General features: G+C 35.2%; 18 protein-coding genes, 1 tRNA gene and 1 pseudogene. 13 read left to right on the top strand and 7 right to left on the bottom strand.

The genetic code is table 11. The annotated features are described in order from the left end of the window. Positions 1-79: 79 nt before the first annotated feature. Positions 80-775, top strand: coding sequence for a response regulator transcription factor (locus CLORY_RS02480; protein ID WP_079421938.1), 696 nt, complete (start codon positions 80-82; stop codon positions 773-775). Then, positions 776-2,158, top strand: coding sequence for a sensor histidine kinase (locus CLORY_RS02475; RefSeq protein ID WP_079421937.1), 1,383 nt, complete (start codon positions 776-778; stop codon positions 2,156-2,158). Positions 2,159-2,241: 83 nt separating this feature from the next. Here the strand turns inward: CLORY_RS02475 and CLORY_RS02470 are convergent. Then, positions 2,242-2,331, bottom strand: a tRNA-Ser gene (locus tag CLORY_RS02470). Between the two features lie 222 nt (positions 2,332-2,553). Continuing rightward, complete coding sequence (gene yeiL / locus CLORY_RS02465; RefSeq protein WP_423236512.1) at positions 2,554-3,228, bottom strand: transcriptional regulator YeiL; 675 nt, start codon at positions 3,226-3,228, stop codon at positions 2,554-2,556. An 83-nt stretch (positions 3,229-3,311) separates the two neighbouring features. Between yeiL and CLORY_RS02460 the strand changes: the two genes are divergently transcribed. The 5 genes from CLORY_RS02460 to CLORY_RS23175 all read left to right on the top strand — a co-directional run bounded on the left by CLORY_RS02460 (position 3,312) and on the right by CLORY_RS23175 (position 6,679). Beyond that, positions 3,312-3,944: a class I SAM-dependent methyltransferase gene (locus tag CLORY_RS02460; RefSeq protein WP_079421936.1), complete on the top strand. Its 633-nt coding sequence runs from the start codon at positions 3,312-3,314 to the stop codon at positions 3,942-3,944. 99 nt (positions 3,945-4,043) lie between these two features. Further along, positions 4,044-4,685: a sugar O-acetyltransferase gene (locus CLORY_RS02455; RefSeq protein ID WP_079421935.1), complete on the top strand. Its 642-nt coding sequence runs from the start codon at positions 4,044-4,046 to the stop codon at positions 4,683-4,685. 40 nt (positions 4,686-4,725) lie between these two features. Then, positions 4,726-5,487 carry an MBL fold metallo-hydrolase gene (locus CLORY_RS02450; RefSeq protein ID WP_079421934.1) on the top strand — a complete coding sequence of 254 codons (762 nt, stop codon included), beginning with the start codon at positions 4,726-4,728 and terminating at the stop codon, positions 5,485-5,487. A 558-nt stretch (positions 5,488-6,045) separates the two neighbouring features. Continuing rightward, positions 6,046-6,501 (top strand): SDR family oxidoreductase, encoded by a 456-nt coding sequence (locus tag CLORY_RS02445; protein ID WP_242954308.1) that lies wholly within the window; start codon positions 6,046-6,048, stop codon positions 6,499-6,501. Between the two features lie 7 nt (positions 6,502-6,508). Further along, positions 6,509-6,679, top strand: a complete 171-nt coding sequence (locus CLORY_RS23175) for a hypothetical protein (RefSeq protein ID WP_169911497.1) — start codon at positions 6,509-6,511, stop codon at positions 6,677-6,679. Between the two features lies 1 nt (position 6,680). On the opposite strand, the pseudogene CLORY_RS02435 reads toward CLORY_RS23175, so the two are convergent. Beyond that, positions 6,681-6,876 (bottom strand): annotated as a pseudogene (locus tag CLORY_RS02435) (conjugal transfer protein TrbL family protein); the annotation flags it as partial. Positions 6,877-7,187: 311 nt separating this feature from the next. On the opposite strand from CLORY_RS02435, the gene CLORY_RS02430 reads away from it, so the two are divergent. The 6 genes from CLORY_RS02430 (at position 7,188) to CLORY_RS02405 (ending at position 12,230) form a co-directional block, all read left to right on the top strand. Continuing rightward, the gene (locus tag CLORY_RS02430) at positions 7,188-8,426 is read left to right on the top strand and encodes an MFS transporter (RefSeq protein ID WP_079421932.1); all 1,239 of its coding nucleotides are present in this window, start codon (positions 7,188-7,190) and stop codon (positions 8,424-8,426) included. 45 nt (positions 8,427-8,471) lie between these two features. Further along, on the top strand, positions 8,472-8,903 hold the full coding sequence (locus CLORY_RS02425; RefSeq protein WP_079421931.1) for a GNAT family N-acetyltransferase: 432 nt from the start codon (positions 8,472-8,474) through the stop codon (positions 8,901-8,903). 355 nt (positions 8,904-9,258) lie between these two features. Continuing rightward, positions 9,259-9,879, top strand: coding sequence for a class I SAM-dependent methyltransferase (locus CLORY_RS02420; protein WP_169911500.1), 621 nt, complete (start codon positions 9,259-9,261; stop codon positions 9,877-9,879). A gap of 215 nt (positions 9,880-10,094) precedes the next feature. Next, positions 10,095-10,211 carry a helix-turn-helix domain-containing protein gene (locus tag CLORY_RS24170; protein WP_079422000.1) on the top strand — a complete coding sequence of 39 codons (117 nt, stop codon included), beginning with the start codon at positions 10,095-10,097 and terminating at the stop codon, positions 10,209-10,211. A 533-nt stretch (positions 10,212-10,744) separates the two neighbouring features. Continuing rightward, on the top strand, positions 10,745-11,419 hold the full coding sequence (locus CLORY_RS02410; RefSeq protein WP_079421929.1) for a metal ABC transporter ATP-binding protein: 675 nt from the start codon (positions 10,745-10,747) through the stop codon (positions 11,417-11,419). Next, on the top strand, positions 11,406-12,230 hold the full coding sequence (locus CLORY_RS02405) for a metal ABC transporter permease (RefSeq protein WP_079421928.1): 825 nt from the start codon (positions 11,406-11,408) through the stop codon (positions 12,228-12,230). The genes CLORY_RS02410 and CLORY_RS02405 overlap by 14 nt, the downstream gene beginning before the upstream one ends. Before the next feature lie 99 nt (positions 12,231-12,329). Here the strand turns inward: CLORY_RS02405 and glgB are convergent, their stop codons facing one another. The 4 genes from glgB to nagA form a co-directional block, all read right to left on the bottom strand. Beyond that, a complete protein-coding gene (gene glgB, locus CLORY_RS02400) occupies positions 12,330-14,222 on the bottom strand; it encodes a 1,4-alpha-glucan branching protein GlgB (RefSeq protein WP_079421927.1) in 1,893 nt (630 codons plus the stop codon). 71 nt (positions 14,223-14,293) lie between these two features. Next, a complete protein-coding gene (locus CLORY_RS02395) occupies positions 14,294-14,737 on the bottom strand; it encodes a nucleoside deaminase (RefSeq protein ID WP_079421926.1) in 444 nt (147 codons plus the stop codon). Positions 14,738-14,975: 238 nt separating this feature from the next. Further along, entirely contained in the window at positions 14,976-15,629 is a 654-nt protein-coding gene (gene thyX, locus CLORY_RS02390; RefSeq protein WP_079421925.1) for an FAD-dependent thymidylate synthase, read from the bottom strand. 77 nt (positions 15,630-15,706) lie between these two features. Then, positions 15,707-16,858 carry an N-acetylglucosamine-6-phosphate deacetylase gene (nagA, locus tag CLORY_RS02385; protein ID WP_079421924.1) on the bottom strand — a complete coding sequence of 384 codons (1,152 nt, stop codon included), beginning with the start codon at positions 16,856-16,858 and terminating at the stop codon, positions 15,707-15,709. Positions 16,859-16,860: the final 2 nt, after the last annotated feature.

Raw genomic sequence — 16,860 nt, 5'->3', positions numbered from 1 at the left:
TACAAAAAAGTCTCTAAATTATATAATAGTTTCTGGTGGAAATGAATTTCTTTGATTGTTTATATAGGGAGATGATTTTATGGAGACAGATTCTATTCTCATAGTTGATGATGAGATTGAATTATTAAATATGATAAGATATATTTTTGAAAGAGCTGGTTACGAACACGTAAGAACTTCTGCTTCAGCAAAAGAGGCTTTAAAAATAATAAAGATGGAAAATCCATCTATTGTAATACTAGACATTATGATGCCTGAAATGGATGGCTTTGAACTATTGCAAGAATTACGTGTATTTAGTCAGATTCCAGTACTCATGCTTTCCGCAAAAGGTGAAGCCGAGGATCGCTTTTCAGGATTTGAACTTGGTGCTGATGATTATCTTACAAAGCCTTTTTTACCTAAAGAACTTTTGCTTCGAGTTTCTGCTATTTTAAGACGTACGAATCCACCAAAAAATAATCTTGTATTCCTCCATTCTTCTACCATCGATTTGGATAAAGCTGAAATTTTACGTAATGATATGCGTATCTCCCTTACTGCAAAAGAATACAGCATCATTAAAGCTCTTGCGGATAATGCAGGAAAAATCGTTGCAATTGGAACCCTCTGCCAACAATGTTGCGGTGGTGAATACTGGCAAGGATATGAGGCGACACTGATGACATATATTAGGCATTTACGGCAAAAAATTGAATGTGATCCATCCCATCCTATTTCCTTAATAACAGTAAAAGGGCTCGGATATAAACTTATAATTAAGGAGGAACAGTAATTGAACACTACAAAACAATTTTTCAAAAAATATATTTCTTCCGCTTTGATTATTCTTTTCCTATTTTTCACTATAAATATTATACTTCTTTTTTGTATAATAACCTTTATAACAAATACCAGTAAAATTTCCAATATATCTATTTCTGAGATTGCAAATGGTATACATATAGATCATAATCAGATCGTTACTATAGATAATAAATCGGTAGATTTAATAGAGAAAGAAAAATGTTGGGCAATGGTATTAAATGATGACGGGACAGTAATATGGGAAAATTCCATGCCAGACAATTTACCTAGACACTATACTTCATCCCAAATAGCAAGATTTAGTCGTTGGTATTTAGATGATTATCCTGTTCTTGAAGAAGTCTTATCTTCTGGTTTGCTTGTCATCGGATATCCTCAAAATAGTATCATAAAATTAAATTACGTATCAAACTCTCATATAATAAAGGGGCTTATATATGGAAGCATTCTTTTCATCTGTATCAATATTTTAGTACTATCTTATTTTATTTGCCGCAATATAAAAAGATTAGAAAAGGCAATCAGCCCAATCATAAATGGAATACAAAACATCTCACAAGGAACTGCAATTGCTCTGCCCGAGGAAGGTGAGCTTGCAGAGATAGAAACTGCTTTAAATAAGACTGGAACACATTTAATCGAAAAAGAGAGGGCTCGTGCTGAATGGATCAACGCAATCTCCCACGACATCCGGACACCTTTATCAATTATGCTTGGATATGCAAGTGAAATAGAAGATGACAGCCTTTTACCGGAATACATACAAAATCAGGGTGAACTCATACGACGTCAAGGTGAAAAACTGAAAAATCTCATAGCTGATCTAAACCTTGTATCCAAACTTGAATACTCTATGCAGCCACTTAAAATTGAAACTATTTATCCTATTGAATTGATAAGACAGGTAATTATTGAATTTTTAAATACAGGACTTGAAGATAAATATAAAATTAATTTTGACACTGACGAAGATTTGAATAACTGCTGTTTATATGGAGACTTATCACTTCTTAGACGTATGCTTCAAAATATTATTCAAAACAGTATCTGCCATAATCCGCAAGGTTGCAATATTAATGTTTTTCTTAAGAAAATAAATCAGGATTTGCAGATTGAATTATCAGATAATGGAATTGGACTCCCAGACGATAAACTAACTGCTTTTAATAAGAATTTTTTCATGGACATAACTGGAACAATAACAAGTGAAGTTGGTCATGGTTTTGGTATACAAATCGTTTATCAGATTGTTAAATCCCATAATGGTAGTATTCATTTAAAAAAGAATTCTCCACATGGCTTAATGGTAAGCATTTTGTTGCCATTAAGCACAGAGCCCTCTCTAAATTAGAAAAGGCTCTCCATACAGAATTTTTTTATGAAAGTATCCAAACCGTAAAGGTTTGAATACTTTCATTTTCTTTATAAGCTTGACGGAGACGGTGGGATTCGAACCCACGTACGATGTTACCACCGTAAACTGATTTCGAGTCAGCCCCGTTATGACCACTTCGATACGTCTCCATATTAAGTTTAATTTCTTACCACTTTCTCATTATATAAGATTAATAGCTATAAATCAACAATTCTATTAACAAACTATGCTGGAATTTTTCTACTTTTTCTACTTGTTTGCTAGTATCATATCAAAAAACACAAATTAAATTGGATTTATATCAATATGCTTAGGCGTAGCGTAACCAATTATATTCTTGCTATAATGTATTATGGATATTTACAAAGAAATTATTTCATTTCAGCTACGTTATGTAAGGCATTTATATCTTGAATAAAATATCCCTGTTTTGTTTTTGATAAAAAACCTCGTTTTACCAAATCAGCTAAGACATATAACAGATGGCGATATGTTATACCTAAAAACTCAGCTACTTCTGTATGTTTTTCTTTGTATAGACAATTATGTGATGTAAGCAATATAAACCTTGCTAAACGTACTTCTAATGGGTATAATTGATTTTTTGAATAATTGTAAGTATTTCTTATTGCTTTTTGACTCAAAAATAAACAAATATAACGAAGAAACTTTATATCATTAAGTATTCTTTCTTTACAGTCTTTTACACGAATAGCGTAACAGGTACACGGAGTAATAGCTGTTATGCCATTGGTTGTATCTTGACCACCAATCAATTCCATTTCCCCTATAAAACAGGGTGAGCTTATAAAATTGATTAGAGAAATGCGCCCATTTCCATGAGAAATAAATAGTTTCGCCCGTCCATCAATTAGATAAAACAAATAAGCAGATTTATCGCCTTCATTCAATATCTTTTCATCACTTTCAAATTTTACGACAGATATATAGGGATGTATATTAAAACTAAAAAAATCTGTCAACGGAAAGTGATTATAATATTCTTCTAAAATTTCGCTCTTCTTTATAATCTCCAAGATATTCACCTCTCTAAAATGGTATGAGATTTCTCATATTCAGACTATCACGCATTGTTTTATAATGCAAGAAAAGGAGGTTGAATATTAACATGAAGCAACAAGAATATTGGAACAAAGTATCAACTAAAAAGAAATTTACAACCCCGTTTCATTCAGATGAATTTTCCAAATATGTATGCAAAAGTAATACTATCCTTGATGTTGGGTGTGGTTATGGTCGAACACTTAATGAATTATATCAACTTGGTTATCATAACTTGATTGGAATTGATTTTTCAGATGGCATGATAGAACAAGGACGAAAACAATTCCCTTATCTTAATTTGCGTGTAAAAAAGGAAGCAAGAATAGACCTGCCAGATAATAGCATTGACGCTGTTATCCTATTTGCGGTTTTGACTTGCATTTATGATAATAATGAGCATCAATTTCTTATACATGAAATAAAACGTATATTAAAACCTAACGGAATTTTATATGTAAATGACTTTCTCCTAAATTCAGATGAAAGGAATATAAAACGCTATCAAAAATTTCAGGAAAAATACGGAACCTATGGCATTTTTGAATTGCCAGAGGGTGCTATATGTCGCCACCATTCCGAAGATTGGATTCACAATCTTTTAACTAGCTTTACTACTCTTAAATATCAGCATTTGACCTTTACAACTATGAATGGTAATAAATCCAATGGATTTTATTATATTGGAAGAAAAAACTAAATAAAATGGTATAATGTTTTATAAAAGGTGAACTAATGGCATGCCTTTATCATCTGATAATTGTATCTTATTTACATACACATTGGAGGTAACTATGTTATGAAAGAGGAAGAAAAGATATTTGCGGGCAAAATTTTTGACCCACGAAAAAAAGAACTGAAAGATATAAAGCATCAAGCACACATTGCTTGCCAAAAGTATAATACAATGGACGAATACGACCCTAACCGTTTACTGATCATTAAGGAGTTTATCGGTGATATCGGCAAAACTTATTATTTTCAAGGGCCTATCCAGTTTAATTACGGTCGCCATACTTTTATCGGAGAAAATTTCTTTGCAAACTTTAATTTAATGGTGATGGATGACGCCCGCATCTATATTGGTGACAATGTATGCTTTGGACCGAATGTTTCATTAATGGCCACGACCCATCCCCTGATTGCCCAAGAACGTATGGGATTCGATGAAAGCGGAAATACCACAATGGCTGAATACGCCGAAGAAATCCATATCGGAAACAGCGTATGGATTGCATGCAATGCCGTTGTATTAGGTGGTGTACACATAGGAAACAATGTAGTAATCGGTGCCGGTAGCGTCGTAACAAAAGACATTCCTGATAACTATCTCGCATTTGGCAACCCCTGCCGTCCGGTTCGTCTGATCTCTGAAGCGGATAGTAAAAAGCATTTGATTTTAGAAGAAGATATCAAGCATTTTGAATATAACGTAAAATAATTATTGAATTCCTGTAAGCAGGTTAGAAAGGACAATTCAAATGAAAGATTGGTTTACAATAAATCATATTGATGCGGATACGCATATAATCAGTGAATATCGGCATTGGGAGGAAACACACGTCTATCTGTTGAACGGTAAAGACCACAGTCTTTTAATCGATACCAGCCTCGGTATCTGCAATATCTATGACGAAGTAATAAAGCTGACAGATAAGCCTGTCATCGCCGTAGCAACCCATATTCACTGGGATCACATTGGCGGTCATCAGTATTTCCCGGATTTTTACGCCCACGAAGATGAATTAAACTGGCTGAGCGGCGAATTTCCTCTGACTATGGATCAAATCAAAAGTATGGTAATCGACCGCTGTGAGTTACCGGAAGGTTATGATGTAAACAAGTATGAGTTTTTTCAAGGTACTCCGACACGAGTGCTGAAGGATGGCGACGTAATTGATATTGGAGGCCGCTGCATTCAGGTACTGCATACTCCCGGACATTCGCCAGGACATATGTGCTTTTGGGAAAAAGATCGCGGCTATCTTTTTACCGGTGATCTGGTCTACAAAGACACACTGTTCGCCTACTATCCATCCACCGATCCCGAAGCGTATCTTGTTTCTTTGGAAAAGGTCTCGGCACTGCCGGCCAAACGGGTATTCCCAGCACATCACAGTCTCGATATTCATCCGGAAATTCTCGCCCGTATGCGCGATGCTTTCCGACAACTCCAAACCGACGGAAAACTGCATCATGGCAGCGGAACATTTGATTACGGCGATTGGGCCGTATGGCTGTAAGGTAAATCCTAATGAATCTGACTTATGTGTCTGCCGAAACTGCGAATATTGAACCGCTGTTTCAACTGAGCAAGAACTTGATTGACCGATATGAGTACACTTCGCTAATCGACTATTCCAAAGTGCTTTCATGGGTGCGGAATAAAATTGAAAATCACATCAATGAATATACCTGTATTTTTCAGGACAACCAGAAAGTCGGGTATTACCGTTTCCATTCTACGAATGGAAAGATGGAATTGAATGATTTATATATCCTTTCACCATATCAGGGCCGATGGAAGGCGCGATCATATCGAGGAATTCTTGAATATAGACGTTTCCTTGCGGCGGAGACTGGAGTCTCACTTTTTTGAGCATGAAGACTTCTCCTTTCTAATTTTGGTTTCACACATAGAAAAATCTGCTACATTTCCGTGGCAGATTGGAGAATAACAATTCGCTTTACCAATGATTTGCGGTAATATATAAATTGACAAATCATTGATGTGACTTATATTTAGATAACTGTAATTTAGCTATTAATTATATACGGGGGTGAAATCTTGGATAGTTTAAATGGAAAAGTTGCCGGTTGATAAACTTGATATTGAAGAATGGAAAAGAGTGCTTGATGTCAATCTTAATGGGGCTTTTTATACAGCTAAGGCCGCAATTCCATATCTAAAGAGAAGCGGTTCCGGTAAAATTATAACAATTGGTTCTGGAATGGGACACAAAGGTAGAGCGGATGGTGCCCCTTATAGCTGTTCAAAAGCCGGATTATGGATGCTCACAAGAATTTTAGCTCAGGAATTATCAGAATTTAAGATCAGCGTAAATGAGCTGATTCCCGGCCCGGTGAATACGGATATGGGAAATGATAGTAAGAAAGATAAGAATTCAGCTTTTTCTATAAATGGTGAATGGGTTAAAGCTCCGGAAGATGTTATAGATTTAGCTGTTTTCCTTGCAGGTTTGCCTGACACAGGTCCTACAGCTCAAAGCTTTAGTTTGATGAGAAGAGATATCTAAACATTTTGTGGATGATGATAAGAAACTCACGGGCGATGGCCATCTGCACCTGTATCCAGTCGAGAAAATTCAGGTCTTTTTCAAGGAGCTTGCAGATAACCAAATTCTGCTCCTGCTCCATACGGCTATGGAGAAACTGTTTGTTTTCCTCAAAATTTTTACAGCTGTTGAGGCATAACCCTAATGCTGCCTCTGCCGGACTGGTACTCGATTGCGCATTCAAAGCAGGCCGACACCTAAAGCCCATGCAAGGTAAGAGAAGAACAGCACGATTGATTGTACCCCTGGCATATCGAACAGCTCTACGCCCATGTTGCCCATCTGCATAAAAAAATCACCGAGGACAGTATCGGCGACAAAGTCCCATATGAACATTTAAATCCACAACTCCTTTCCCGGAAAAAGAAAATGCCTGCGAATTAGAGCTGCATACATTTGGTTACTTTTTCTGTTTTTGATTCTAAGATTCATTTTGCTATTCTATATCTTATTAAATATTTGACTTAGTAAATATTTTAAGCTATCATAAATAACGTAACGGAGGGTACACTTCGTGTGCTGGATAAGTTATCAACAGATGTTGTTGATTGCTTATCCTTTTTTTATTTTATGCGCTGTAAGCCCAAAGCAATAAAATGCGAAGAAATATCCTCTTATAAAATTAATAAATATTAGGAGATGCTATAATGGTGAAAAAAGACAAAACACAATCTACTATCTTGCTAATGCCACAGAAACATCTTGGATCAACAGGATTAATTCTGTTCATTTCCTTGATGGGAATGTTTATACCATTGTCAATTGATCTATATCTTCCTGCCATGCCAACTATGACAAACTATTTTAAAGCGACATCTGCAATGGTAAATTTGACCCTGATTGCTTTCTATCTTTTTTTTGCGGTCGGCATTATTCTCTTCGGCCCCCTCAGTGATAAACACGGCAGAAAACCCATCCTTATTTTTTGTTTGTCTTTGTACACAGTCGGAAGCATAGCATCTGCCCTGTCAATGTCGATATACCAGTTGATCCTGTTCCGGATAATCCAGTCATTGGGAGCCGGAGGCGTTATGGCCATTTCGACGGCTTTAGTGAAAGACTGTTTCTCTGGGAAATTAAAAAGCAAGGTTCTGGCCGTAGTACAAGCTATGGGCGTAATTGCACCGATGGTTGCCCCTATTGCGGGTGCTGCAATTTTACGTGTAGCTGAATGGAGAGATACCTTCTGGGTTCTCGCTTTGATCGGAAGTCTGACATTGATAACTGCACTTATGTTTCAGGAAACACTGCCAAAAGCAAAGCGCTATAGCGGTAATCTGGAAGGTTCATTAAAACGCTTACTTGTAGTTGGAAAGAACGTGGGATTCAGCGCTTTCCTGTTTGTTGCCGCAATGCTTGCAGCACCCTACATGGCTTACGTAGCGATGTCATCCTACATATATCAAAATCACTTCTCTCTAAACGCACAGACATACAGTTTCTTTTTTGCTGTTAACTCTGCTTTAGCTATTCTCGGCCCTGTTATATATATTCGTTCCATTGGAAAACTGTCTGCGCGCACTTTTTCATGGTGCTGTTTTGGTGTGGCACTGGTCAGTGGGTTTTGCATACTACTGCTTGGAAACCAATCCCCATTGATATTCCTCATTTCTTACCTTCCTTTTACTTTAGTTGAGAGTGCCATACGGCCTTTCAGTACCAACATCCTGCTGGATCAGCAAAGTGAGGATATCGGTTCCGCTTCTTCGTTAATCAATGCTGTCCACACCATTTTAGGCAGTATTGGCATGGCACTAGGTTCATTGGCATGGATCAACATGGTCCATGGCCTTGGAATTATCATGATTTCATCGTCCCTGATAGCAGTTACCGTATGGATCATTCTCCTTCATAGTAAAGCAATTGTAAATGGGATCAAGGACTAAGCTTGGAAAAAATACGATTAGGCAAATAATTTGGAGGTATTGAGTATGGAACTATGTTTTGGTTTATTAAAAAAAGAGCAGGCAGTAGATGCAGCGAAAATAATAGTGAAAGCTTTTAAACAGCCGCCATGGAATGAATGCTGGGAAGATACACAAGCCACTAAAAGCGTAATTGCTTCTCTTGAAAATCCAATGGACAGGTGTTTTGCAGCTTTTGATACCCAAAAAATCGTCGGAATATTGTTTGGGAGAATACAGATTTATTCGCGCGACGACTTTTATATCATGATGCTTTCGGTATTATCAGAATATCAGCATAAGGGCATCGGAAAAGGCCTGCTTCATTTTTGTGAAAAAGCGTTGAAATCTGAGGGAATATCTCATATTGAATTGATAACTGCTCCATTCGATAAACAATTTTACAATAAGTGCAATTATTCCGTCAGTGATGCGGTTCACTTTGAAAAAAATATATAGCGTAATTTTATAAAATGGCTATAGAAAAAGGCGCAAATCCGAAAAGTGTGGTTGAAAACGACGCAGAGGACATTTATGTTGCCATAGATAACAACGTTATAGTTGGACTCATCCACATAGCCGAAGGAAGCATTCCACTGTAAAAACTGTCGACTGATACATCGCTTTGATAATAATTTCACGCTTATCCATTTCATTCACCTGTCAACTGCATTATATCATATAAGCAAAGACTTGACCACGGGTCGAAAATGTGATAGACTATAAGTAATTCGACCCGCAGTCGAAAATGTAACCATCATTCTGTAATGAACACCTATGGTACAGTTTTTATATTGTTTTAGGAGGCAAGAAATTGGAAAGCAAGAAATTCTGGAATCAACTATCGTCCGGCTATGATAAACATGCGCTTCATACATATCGTCAAGCTTATGCTGATACTATCAGTAAATCTGAAAAATATATAAATCCGAATCAGATTGCAATGGATATCGGTTGTGGCAGCGGCATTACTACGATAGAGCTATCAAAAAGTGTGAAAGAAATATACGCTATTGATACCGCTAAGAAAATGATTGATGTTGCTGCGGCAAAGATGAAAAGTGCCAATATTAAAAACATTCATTTTGAAGTATCGGATATTTTTGATGCCCGCTGGGCAACAGGTTCATTTGACGTAATTATGGCATTCAATATTCTATGTTACATAAAAGACATAGATTCTTTTCTTTCACGTGTCTTTGAACTGCTAAAACTGGATGGTATTTTCCTTTCGGCAACAGATTGCTGGGGCGAAAAAAGAAATATTATTACTTATACTCAATCGTTGCTATGCAAAGCCGGTGTTCTTCCGCTTATGGAGAATTTAAAGATTCACGATGTTGAAGCCATGATTTCAAAACATGGCTTTCATATTCTGGAATCCTGCAATTTATATGATAAGCTTCCAAATCTATTTATAGCCGCAAAAAAATGATTAGTTACAAGTAAGTTAAAAAATCCATGTGCAGGTTCGACTCCTGTCACATGGATTTTTTAGTGTGTCATTTACTCAATTTACATGCAGCGTCATTTAGTCCCACTACTGAATTAATGTTTTTGCTTAATAATAGCGGCCTTGCTCTTTCAATTGAGATATCAGATAGCACATCGACAAAATCATAATGAAAAACATTAGTAAAAGAAAATACCATTACAGAGATCGCTGCAACAGTTGGATTTGAAAATGTTGGATATTTTGACCGTATTTTTAAAAAAGCATTTGGTGTTACTCCAAAATATCTACGAAAATACTTGCGTAATAACTAGGGCGCGTTTGAAAAGGAAAAGATGAACAAATATGGCATGATTGATTTGGTGATGTTCATTTATAGTCAGAATTATTTTAATAAGTATAGTATAGAAAGTGAAAGGATTCAAACAACGATGGTTCGAATCCTTTCACTCGTTTATTAGACTGGCGTAGATAGTAAGATTCGAACGCACGTGGCCTTGCGGACAGCTTGATTTCGAATCAGCCTCATTATGACCAATTCAATACGTGTCCACATTATATTCTACTTTATTATAAACCCGGCCAGTAGTAAATATATCAAACTACTTAATAAGTGCATAAATATAATGTATTACTGTCCTAATGCTGTAGATATAATATAAGTAAATAAATTTAGATTTATTTACTTATATGTATTGCAAATTATTTGCATCTAAATATATAATAGATTAGTAAAAGCAAATTTTGCAAAAACTTAAAATATAGATACAAAAATATAAGAAGTTCAACGAACTCGTAAATTTTGTTATCTATATAAGGATTTATTACCTTGTATCTAGGAGGAAACATGTTAACTATTAAAAATTTAAATTTTTCATACGGAGATTCTTCTGATTATGTTTTAAAGAATATAAATTTAAAAATAGACAAGGGTGTCTATTTATCTATTTTAGGTGAAAATGGAAGTGGAAAAAGCACTCTACTAAAATTATTGTTAGGATTTCTTAACCCATCCGGTGGTTCGATTGCTATTGATACAAAGAACATAGGCTATGTACCACAAAAGTTTGAGAGCTATAACTCACAATTTCCTATAACAGTATATGAGATGATGAATGTACATAGAAAATGTACTAAAATTAAAGATAAATCAGCTATAAAAAATGCTCTGGATACTGTAAATATGACAGGCTTTGCTAATTCACTCATTGGGAACCTATCTGGAGGACAACGGCAAAAAATTTTTATTGCCAGAGCATTACTTGGTAAGCCTGACTTATTAGTACTTGATGAACCATCTACGGGTATAGATAATCCGAGTCAGAGAGAAATCTACTCTCTACTAAAAGATTTAAATAGAAAAGAAGGCATGACTATAATATCAGTAGAACATAACTTTAATGCTGCTATGAACAACTCAAGCAAAATTTTCTATTTAAATTCAGGGATAGGGTGTCTTCATGACCCACAGGATTTTTCTGCAACAGCAGAAAGGAGGGCTTCAAATAATGTTTCAGTATAGTTTTATGCAAAATGCATTAATTATATCTATATTAATTTCTATAATCTGCCCATGCATAGGAGTATTTTTAGTATTGAGAAGACACTCAATGATTGGAGACACTCTGGCTCATAGTTCTCTTGCTGGTGTAGCTCTTGGTCTTGTATTTGGTCAAAACCCTATAATAAGTGCATTTATTTTTACTTCTCTCTGCTCCTTTTTGATAGAAGTACTTAAAAACTATTACAAAAAGTACACTGAGATTATACTTGTTATTGTTATGTCATTAAGTATTGGTATAGCAATAACGCTGATAAGTTCTGGCCAAGCAAGAGCCAATGTAAATTCATTTTTATTCGGAAGTATTCTTACAGTTACTAAGCAGGATCTTTTAATAGTTTCTGTATTATGTTTGATTACTTTAATAGTATTGTTTGTTTTCTTTAATCAACTTGTTTATATAACTTTCGATGAGGAAGGCGCAAAAGTAGCTGGAGTGAAGGTCAAACTTATTGACTATGTATTCTCAATAATCGTAGCTGCTGCTATATCAGTCTCAATACGAGTTGTAGGCGTCCTTGTTTTAAGTTCGATGATTGCCCTGCCAGTAGCTTCTGCAATTCAGCTCCAAAAGGGTTTCAGGAAAACCCTCGTGTATTCAATAATCATAAGCATTATAGATATTATCTCTGGACTCGTAATTTCTTATTATGTAAATGCTGCTGCTGGTGGAGTTATCGCAATAACTTCAGTAATCATGCTTGTTATAGTGATTACTATTAAAAAGGCTGCCTTTCTTTTCAAAAACAAAATTCTTAAAGAAACTCTATAAATTTTTATAATTCAATAATAATGAGCTTACTAAAACATCTGTAAGCTCATTATTATTTACCCTAATTAAATTTCCACTACCGTTCCTTAACATTACTCTTTATCTTGGTTTTATTACAACAAATCCTAGAGGCGGAATCTTTGTCTTTATACTATACTGCTCATTATTCCACTTTTCTTTTTCTGCACAAAGTATGCCTTCTACTGTCTCGCCGCTGCCTCCGAATTCTTTTCTGTCACTGTTGAACACTTCTTTATAATCACCAAGCTTAGGCACACCTATTTTATAATCATATCTAGTTACAGGCGTAAAATTACATACTATTATAGAGAAATCCCCATCTTCGGCTTTTCTTATAAAGCTTATAACGCTCTGCTCATAATTCTGGCAGTCTATCCATTCAAAGCCCTCCTTGCTGTGATCTAACTCCCAAAAAGTTTTATCCTTCAAATAAAAATGGTTAAGGCTCTTAACATAAAACCTCATAGCATCATGAGCAGGATATTCTAAAAGCAGCCAATCTAACTGCTGTTTACAATTCCATTCAATAAATTGGGCAAATTCACTCCCCATAAAAAGAAGCTTTTTACCTGGATGCGCCATCATATATCCATACAGCACTCGGAGGTTTGCAAACTTCTGCCAGTAGTCACCTGGCATCTTATCTATCAAAGACTTTTTACCATGAACCACCTCATCATGTGAAAGTGGAAGTATGAAGTTTTCCGAGTATGTATAACTAATTGTAAATGTAACACTATTATGATGCCACTTTCTATACACCGGATCCTTCTCCATATATTTAAGAGTTTCGTTCATCCAGCCCATATTCCATTTGTAATTGAAACCTATTCCTCCCATATATGTCGGTGCTGTAACCATTGACTGTATAGATGAATCTTCAGCTATCATTAATGGATTGTCCACGCTTTCAAATACCTTTTCATTTAATGTCTTTAAAAATTTTATTGCATCCAGATTCTCATATCCGCCGAATTCATTTTTTATATCTAAATCATTCTTTTTGCCATAATTTAAATACATAATATTAGCTACTGCATCTACTCTTATACCATCTATATGATATTTCCTAAACCAAAAAACAGCGTTGGATATTAGAAAGCTTCTTACATGTCCTTTTTTAAAATCAAAATTAGCTGTACCCCAATCATAATTTTCTCTCAATTTTTCATTATCACTTTCAAATAAATAATTACCGTCAAAGTTATAAAGTCCGTGCTCATCCTTACAAAAATGTCCTGGTGCCCAATCCAATATAACGCCAATACCACATTCATGGCATTTGTTAACAAAGTACATAAAATCTTCATTTGAACCATATCTACTAGTAAGTGAGTAATATCCTGTAGTTTGATATCCCCATGATTCATCCAGCGGATGCTCTGTAAGAGGCAAAAGTTCTATATGTGTATAGCCCATATCTTTAACATAAGCTGTAAGTTCATCTGCCAGTTGCCTGTATCCATATGGAACTCCATCATTTGTCTTCCAAGAACCTGCATGTACTTCATATATATTTACTGGTCTTTTATATATATTAATATTTTTCCTACCGCATAACCAATTTTCATCATTCCATTTATAATTGTCTAAACATTCTACTTGGGATGCATTTTGCGGCCTTAGCTGGCTGTAAAATGCATAAGGATCGGATTTTAATACCTTTTTATTGTTATGCCCTACTATTTCATACATATATGTATTGCCTGGTATAATTTTTTCTACAAATAAATACCATATACCACATTTATCCTTATTCATAATGAATCGCTGGCCATTCCAGTCGTTAAAATCGCCAACTAATCTTACTTCCTTTGCCCCTGGTGCAAAAACTGCAAAATGAGCTCCTTTTTTCCCATTTTCTTCTGTAAGATGGCAGCCAAAAAAGTTGTATGCACTTGAACACTCACCTTTTATAAACTTGTTGTAGTCAAAATTAACACGTTCCCTGAAAATATCATTTTTCATCATATAAATCCTCTCCTGTTAATGAACTTTAACATCATTCCGTAATTTATAATATGTGTCATTTTGTTAATTAATTATTGCTTACGCCGCTTTGTTCTAAAAAATTCACTTAGCAGTTCACTGCAATCATCATTATACTGCCATTTAACATCCATCCAGTAATTTAAATAATTATTCTGTACAAGATTTATAACAGAGCCGCAGGCACCAGAATCTATATCTGGAGCTCCTATGTAGAGTTTACTTAATCTACTCTGAACAATAGCTGCTGCGCACATTGGACATGGCTCCAGCGTAACATACATACTACAGCCTGTCAGTCTCCAGTTATTTATGTATTTACTTGCTTCTCTCACAGCTAATACTTCTGCATGTGCTGTAACATCATTTCTTCGCTCTTTTAAATTGTATGCCCGGCTTATAATTTTGTCATCTTTTACTATGACTGCTCCAACAGGTACCTCACCATATTTCAGAGCTTTTCTTGCCTCTTTTATTGCTTCCTCCATATAATCCATATAAGAAGAAATCCCCCAGTTTTTCAAAATTCTTTTGTATAAATTATACCATTTATATATGTCTTTTGCTTATAAAACCATAAACCTTTATAGTATTATTATATAACATTTGAAAACAATTACAAAGATAGATATTAACCGAGTTTATTTAGGCATGCTATATGTTTTTAGTAAAAAAACAGCATATCATCTCTATCATGATCTGATATACTGTTTCATATACTGTTATTTTTTATAATTAAATGTCATCAAACATTACAGGAATCAATTTTTTAAACTCCGCAAGCAGCGGCAGTGTAAGTTCTCTCATCTGAGGATGAGCCGCTATGTCCGTCCTAAGTTTGAAGAAATGTCTCCATTCCCTCATGTTCATTGTGACTACAATCTCAGTCTTCAAAGAATTAGGAAGTACTGACCTAGCCATTTGAGGTGTAGCTCCAAGTTCTATCATTTTAATATAGTGTACTTCAGCATCCTTCATAGCCTGAGCCCATTCCTCAACAATCTGGCTTACAATTTCCGGCGGCAAATCCTTCATCTTTGTGTCTAATTTTACGCCGCCTTCTATATCAATGACATTTATTTCATTGCCAAACTTACTGTTACTGTAATTGCAATATCTAGTGCTTTCCTGACCAAAGGAAGCCACCCTATGTCTCACTATCTCATGTGATACTCCTCTGTCACAAATAAATCTTACAGTTATAGAACTATGTTCAATCATAGCTTCATGACCACGTTTAATAAGTCCGCCAACAAACTTTGCTGCTGAATCTGAAGTTATTCTGTCTTCGCTTTTATAACAGGTTCTTGCAACCTTCTCAATCTGCTTTAAAATCTTATCACCGTCTATTTCTGATTCAATTATAAATCCAGGTTTTATACAATTCATTATATTCACTCCTAAAACTAATCTATAAGTATCTTATTATAATTTAGGAAATAATGAAAGGGGTTTTATGAAATATATTAATTCTTTCTGAATACTGTTTTCCCTGATATTATCGTTCTGCTAACATTAAATTCATCATCTATAATAATTAAGTCTGCTAGTTTGCCTGCTTCTATACTTCCAATCTGATTTTGAAGTCCCAGTTCTACTGCAGGATTTAACGATGCCATATTTATGGCCTCATTCATACTAATTCCAACGCTATTCTTGAAATTAGCTACTCCTCTATTAAGCTTCAATATACTTCCCGCTAAAGTTCCATCCTCAAGTCTAGCTGAATTGTCTTTAACTATGACCTTTTGTCCTCCAAGTTCGGATATACCATCTCTTAGGCATCCTGCTCTCATAGAATCCGTTATAAGTATGACTCTATCTTTACCCTTCATTTTATATAGGATCTTAAATACTTCAGGATGTACATGTATTTTATCTGCAATAAGTTCACTGAATACATCGCTATTCAAGACAGCTGCTACAGTTCCAGGTTCCCTGTGATTAAAGGCTGACATGGCATTAAAAGTATGTGTAGCATGACTTATTCCATTATTTATTGCTTCTATAGCCTTATCATAGGCAGCTGAAGTATGTCCCAACGAAAGCACTATATCTGTCTTGCTTTTAACTTCTCTAATAAATTCATAGTTTTTATCTTCTTCTGGTGCCATAGTAATTATTTTAATAACATCTGTATAATCCTTTATAAATAAGTATTCAGGGTTAACGATATAATCTTCCTTTTGTGCACCCTTATACTTCTTACTTATAAAAGGGCCTTCCATATGTGCACCAAGTATCTTCGCACCATTATAATCAAGTTTCATGCCTTCTCTTATAACATCTAAAGCTAAGTATATTTTCTCTTTGCTCATGGTCATAGTAGTTGGCAAAAATGATGTAACTCCATTTTGTGCTATACACGTTCCTATAGTCTGCAGACTCTCCAAGTCTGCATCCATTGTATCGCAGCCGCCTGAGCCATGAATATGAACGTCAATAAAACCAGGTGAAACATAGAGACCACCAGCATCTATTACTTCTTCACACTTATTCAAATATTGATCCTTGTTCTTTTCATCCTCTATCCCTAATATCTTTTCATCAAATAACAACATCTTATTTTCTAGTATTTCTTCTTGAGTAACAATCCTACAATTTATTATTGCTTTCAAAT

Origin of the sequence: Clostridium oryzae (assembly GCF_002029235.1) — a bacterium.
Lineage (GTDB): Bacteria > Bacillota > Clostridia > Clostridiales > Clostridiaceae > Clostridium_AE > Clostridium_AE oryzae.
Note: the sequence above shows the minus strand (reverse complement) of the source record. Positions and strands in the feature narration are given on the sequence as shown.

Coding starts and splice junctions, on each gene's coding strand:
- CLORY_RS02480 (WP_079421938.1), top strand. CDS start 80: ATGGAGACAGATTCTATTCTCATAGTTGATGATGAGATTGAATTATTA.
- CLORY_RS02460 (WP_079421936.1), top strand. CDS start 3,312: ATGAAGCAACAAGAATATTGGAACAAAGTATCAACTAAAAAGAAATTT.
- CLORY_RS02455 (WP_079421935.1), top strand. CDS start 4,044: ATGAAAGAGGAAGAAAAGATATTTGCGGGCAAAATTTTTGACCCACGA.
- CLORY_RS02450 (WP_079421934.1), top strand. CDS start 4,726: ATGAAAGATTGGTTTACAATAAATCATATTGATGCGGATACGCATATA.
- CLORY_RS02445 (WP_242954308.1), top strand. CDS start 6,046: ATGGAAAAGTTGCCGGTTGATAAACTTGATATTGAAGAATGGAAAAGA.
- CLORY_RS02430 (WP_079421932.1), top strand. CDS start 7,188: ATGGTGAAAAAAGACAAAACACAATCTACTATCTTGCTAATGCCACAG.
- CLORY_RS02425 (WP_079421931.1), top strand. CDS start 8,472: ATGGAACTATGTTTTGGTTTATTAAAAAAAGAGCAGGCAGTAGATGCA.
- CLORY_RS02410 (WP_079421929.1), top strand. CDS start 10,745: ATGTTAACTATTAAAAATTTAAATTTTTCATACGGAGATTCTTCTGAT.
- CLORY_RS02405 (WP_079421928.1), top strand. CDS start 11,406: ATGTTTCAGTATAGTTTTATGCAAAATGCATTAATTATATCTATATTA.
- glgB (WP_079421927.1), bottom strand. CDS start 14,222: ATGATGAAAAATGATATTTTCAGGGAACGTGTTAATTTTGACTACAAC.
- CLORY_RS02395 (WP_079421926.1), bottom strand. CDS start 14,737: ATGGATTATATGGAGGAAGCAATAAAAGAGGCAAGAAAAGCTCTGAAA.
- thyX (WP_079421925.1), bottom strand. CDS start 15,629: ATGAATTGTATAAAACCTGGATTTATAATTGAATCAGAAATAGACGGT.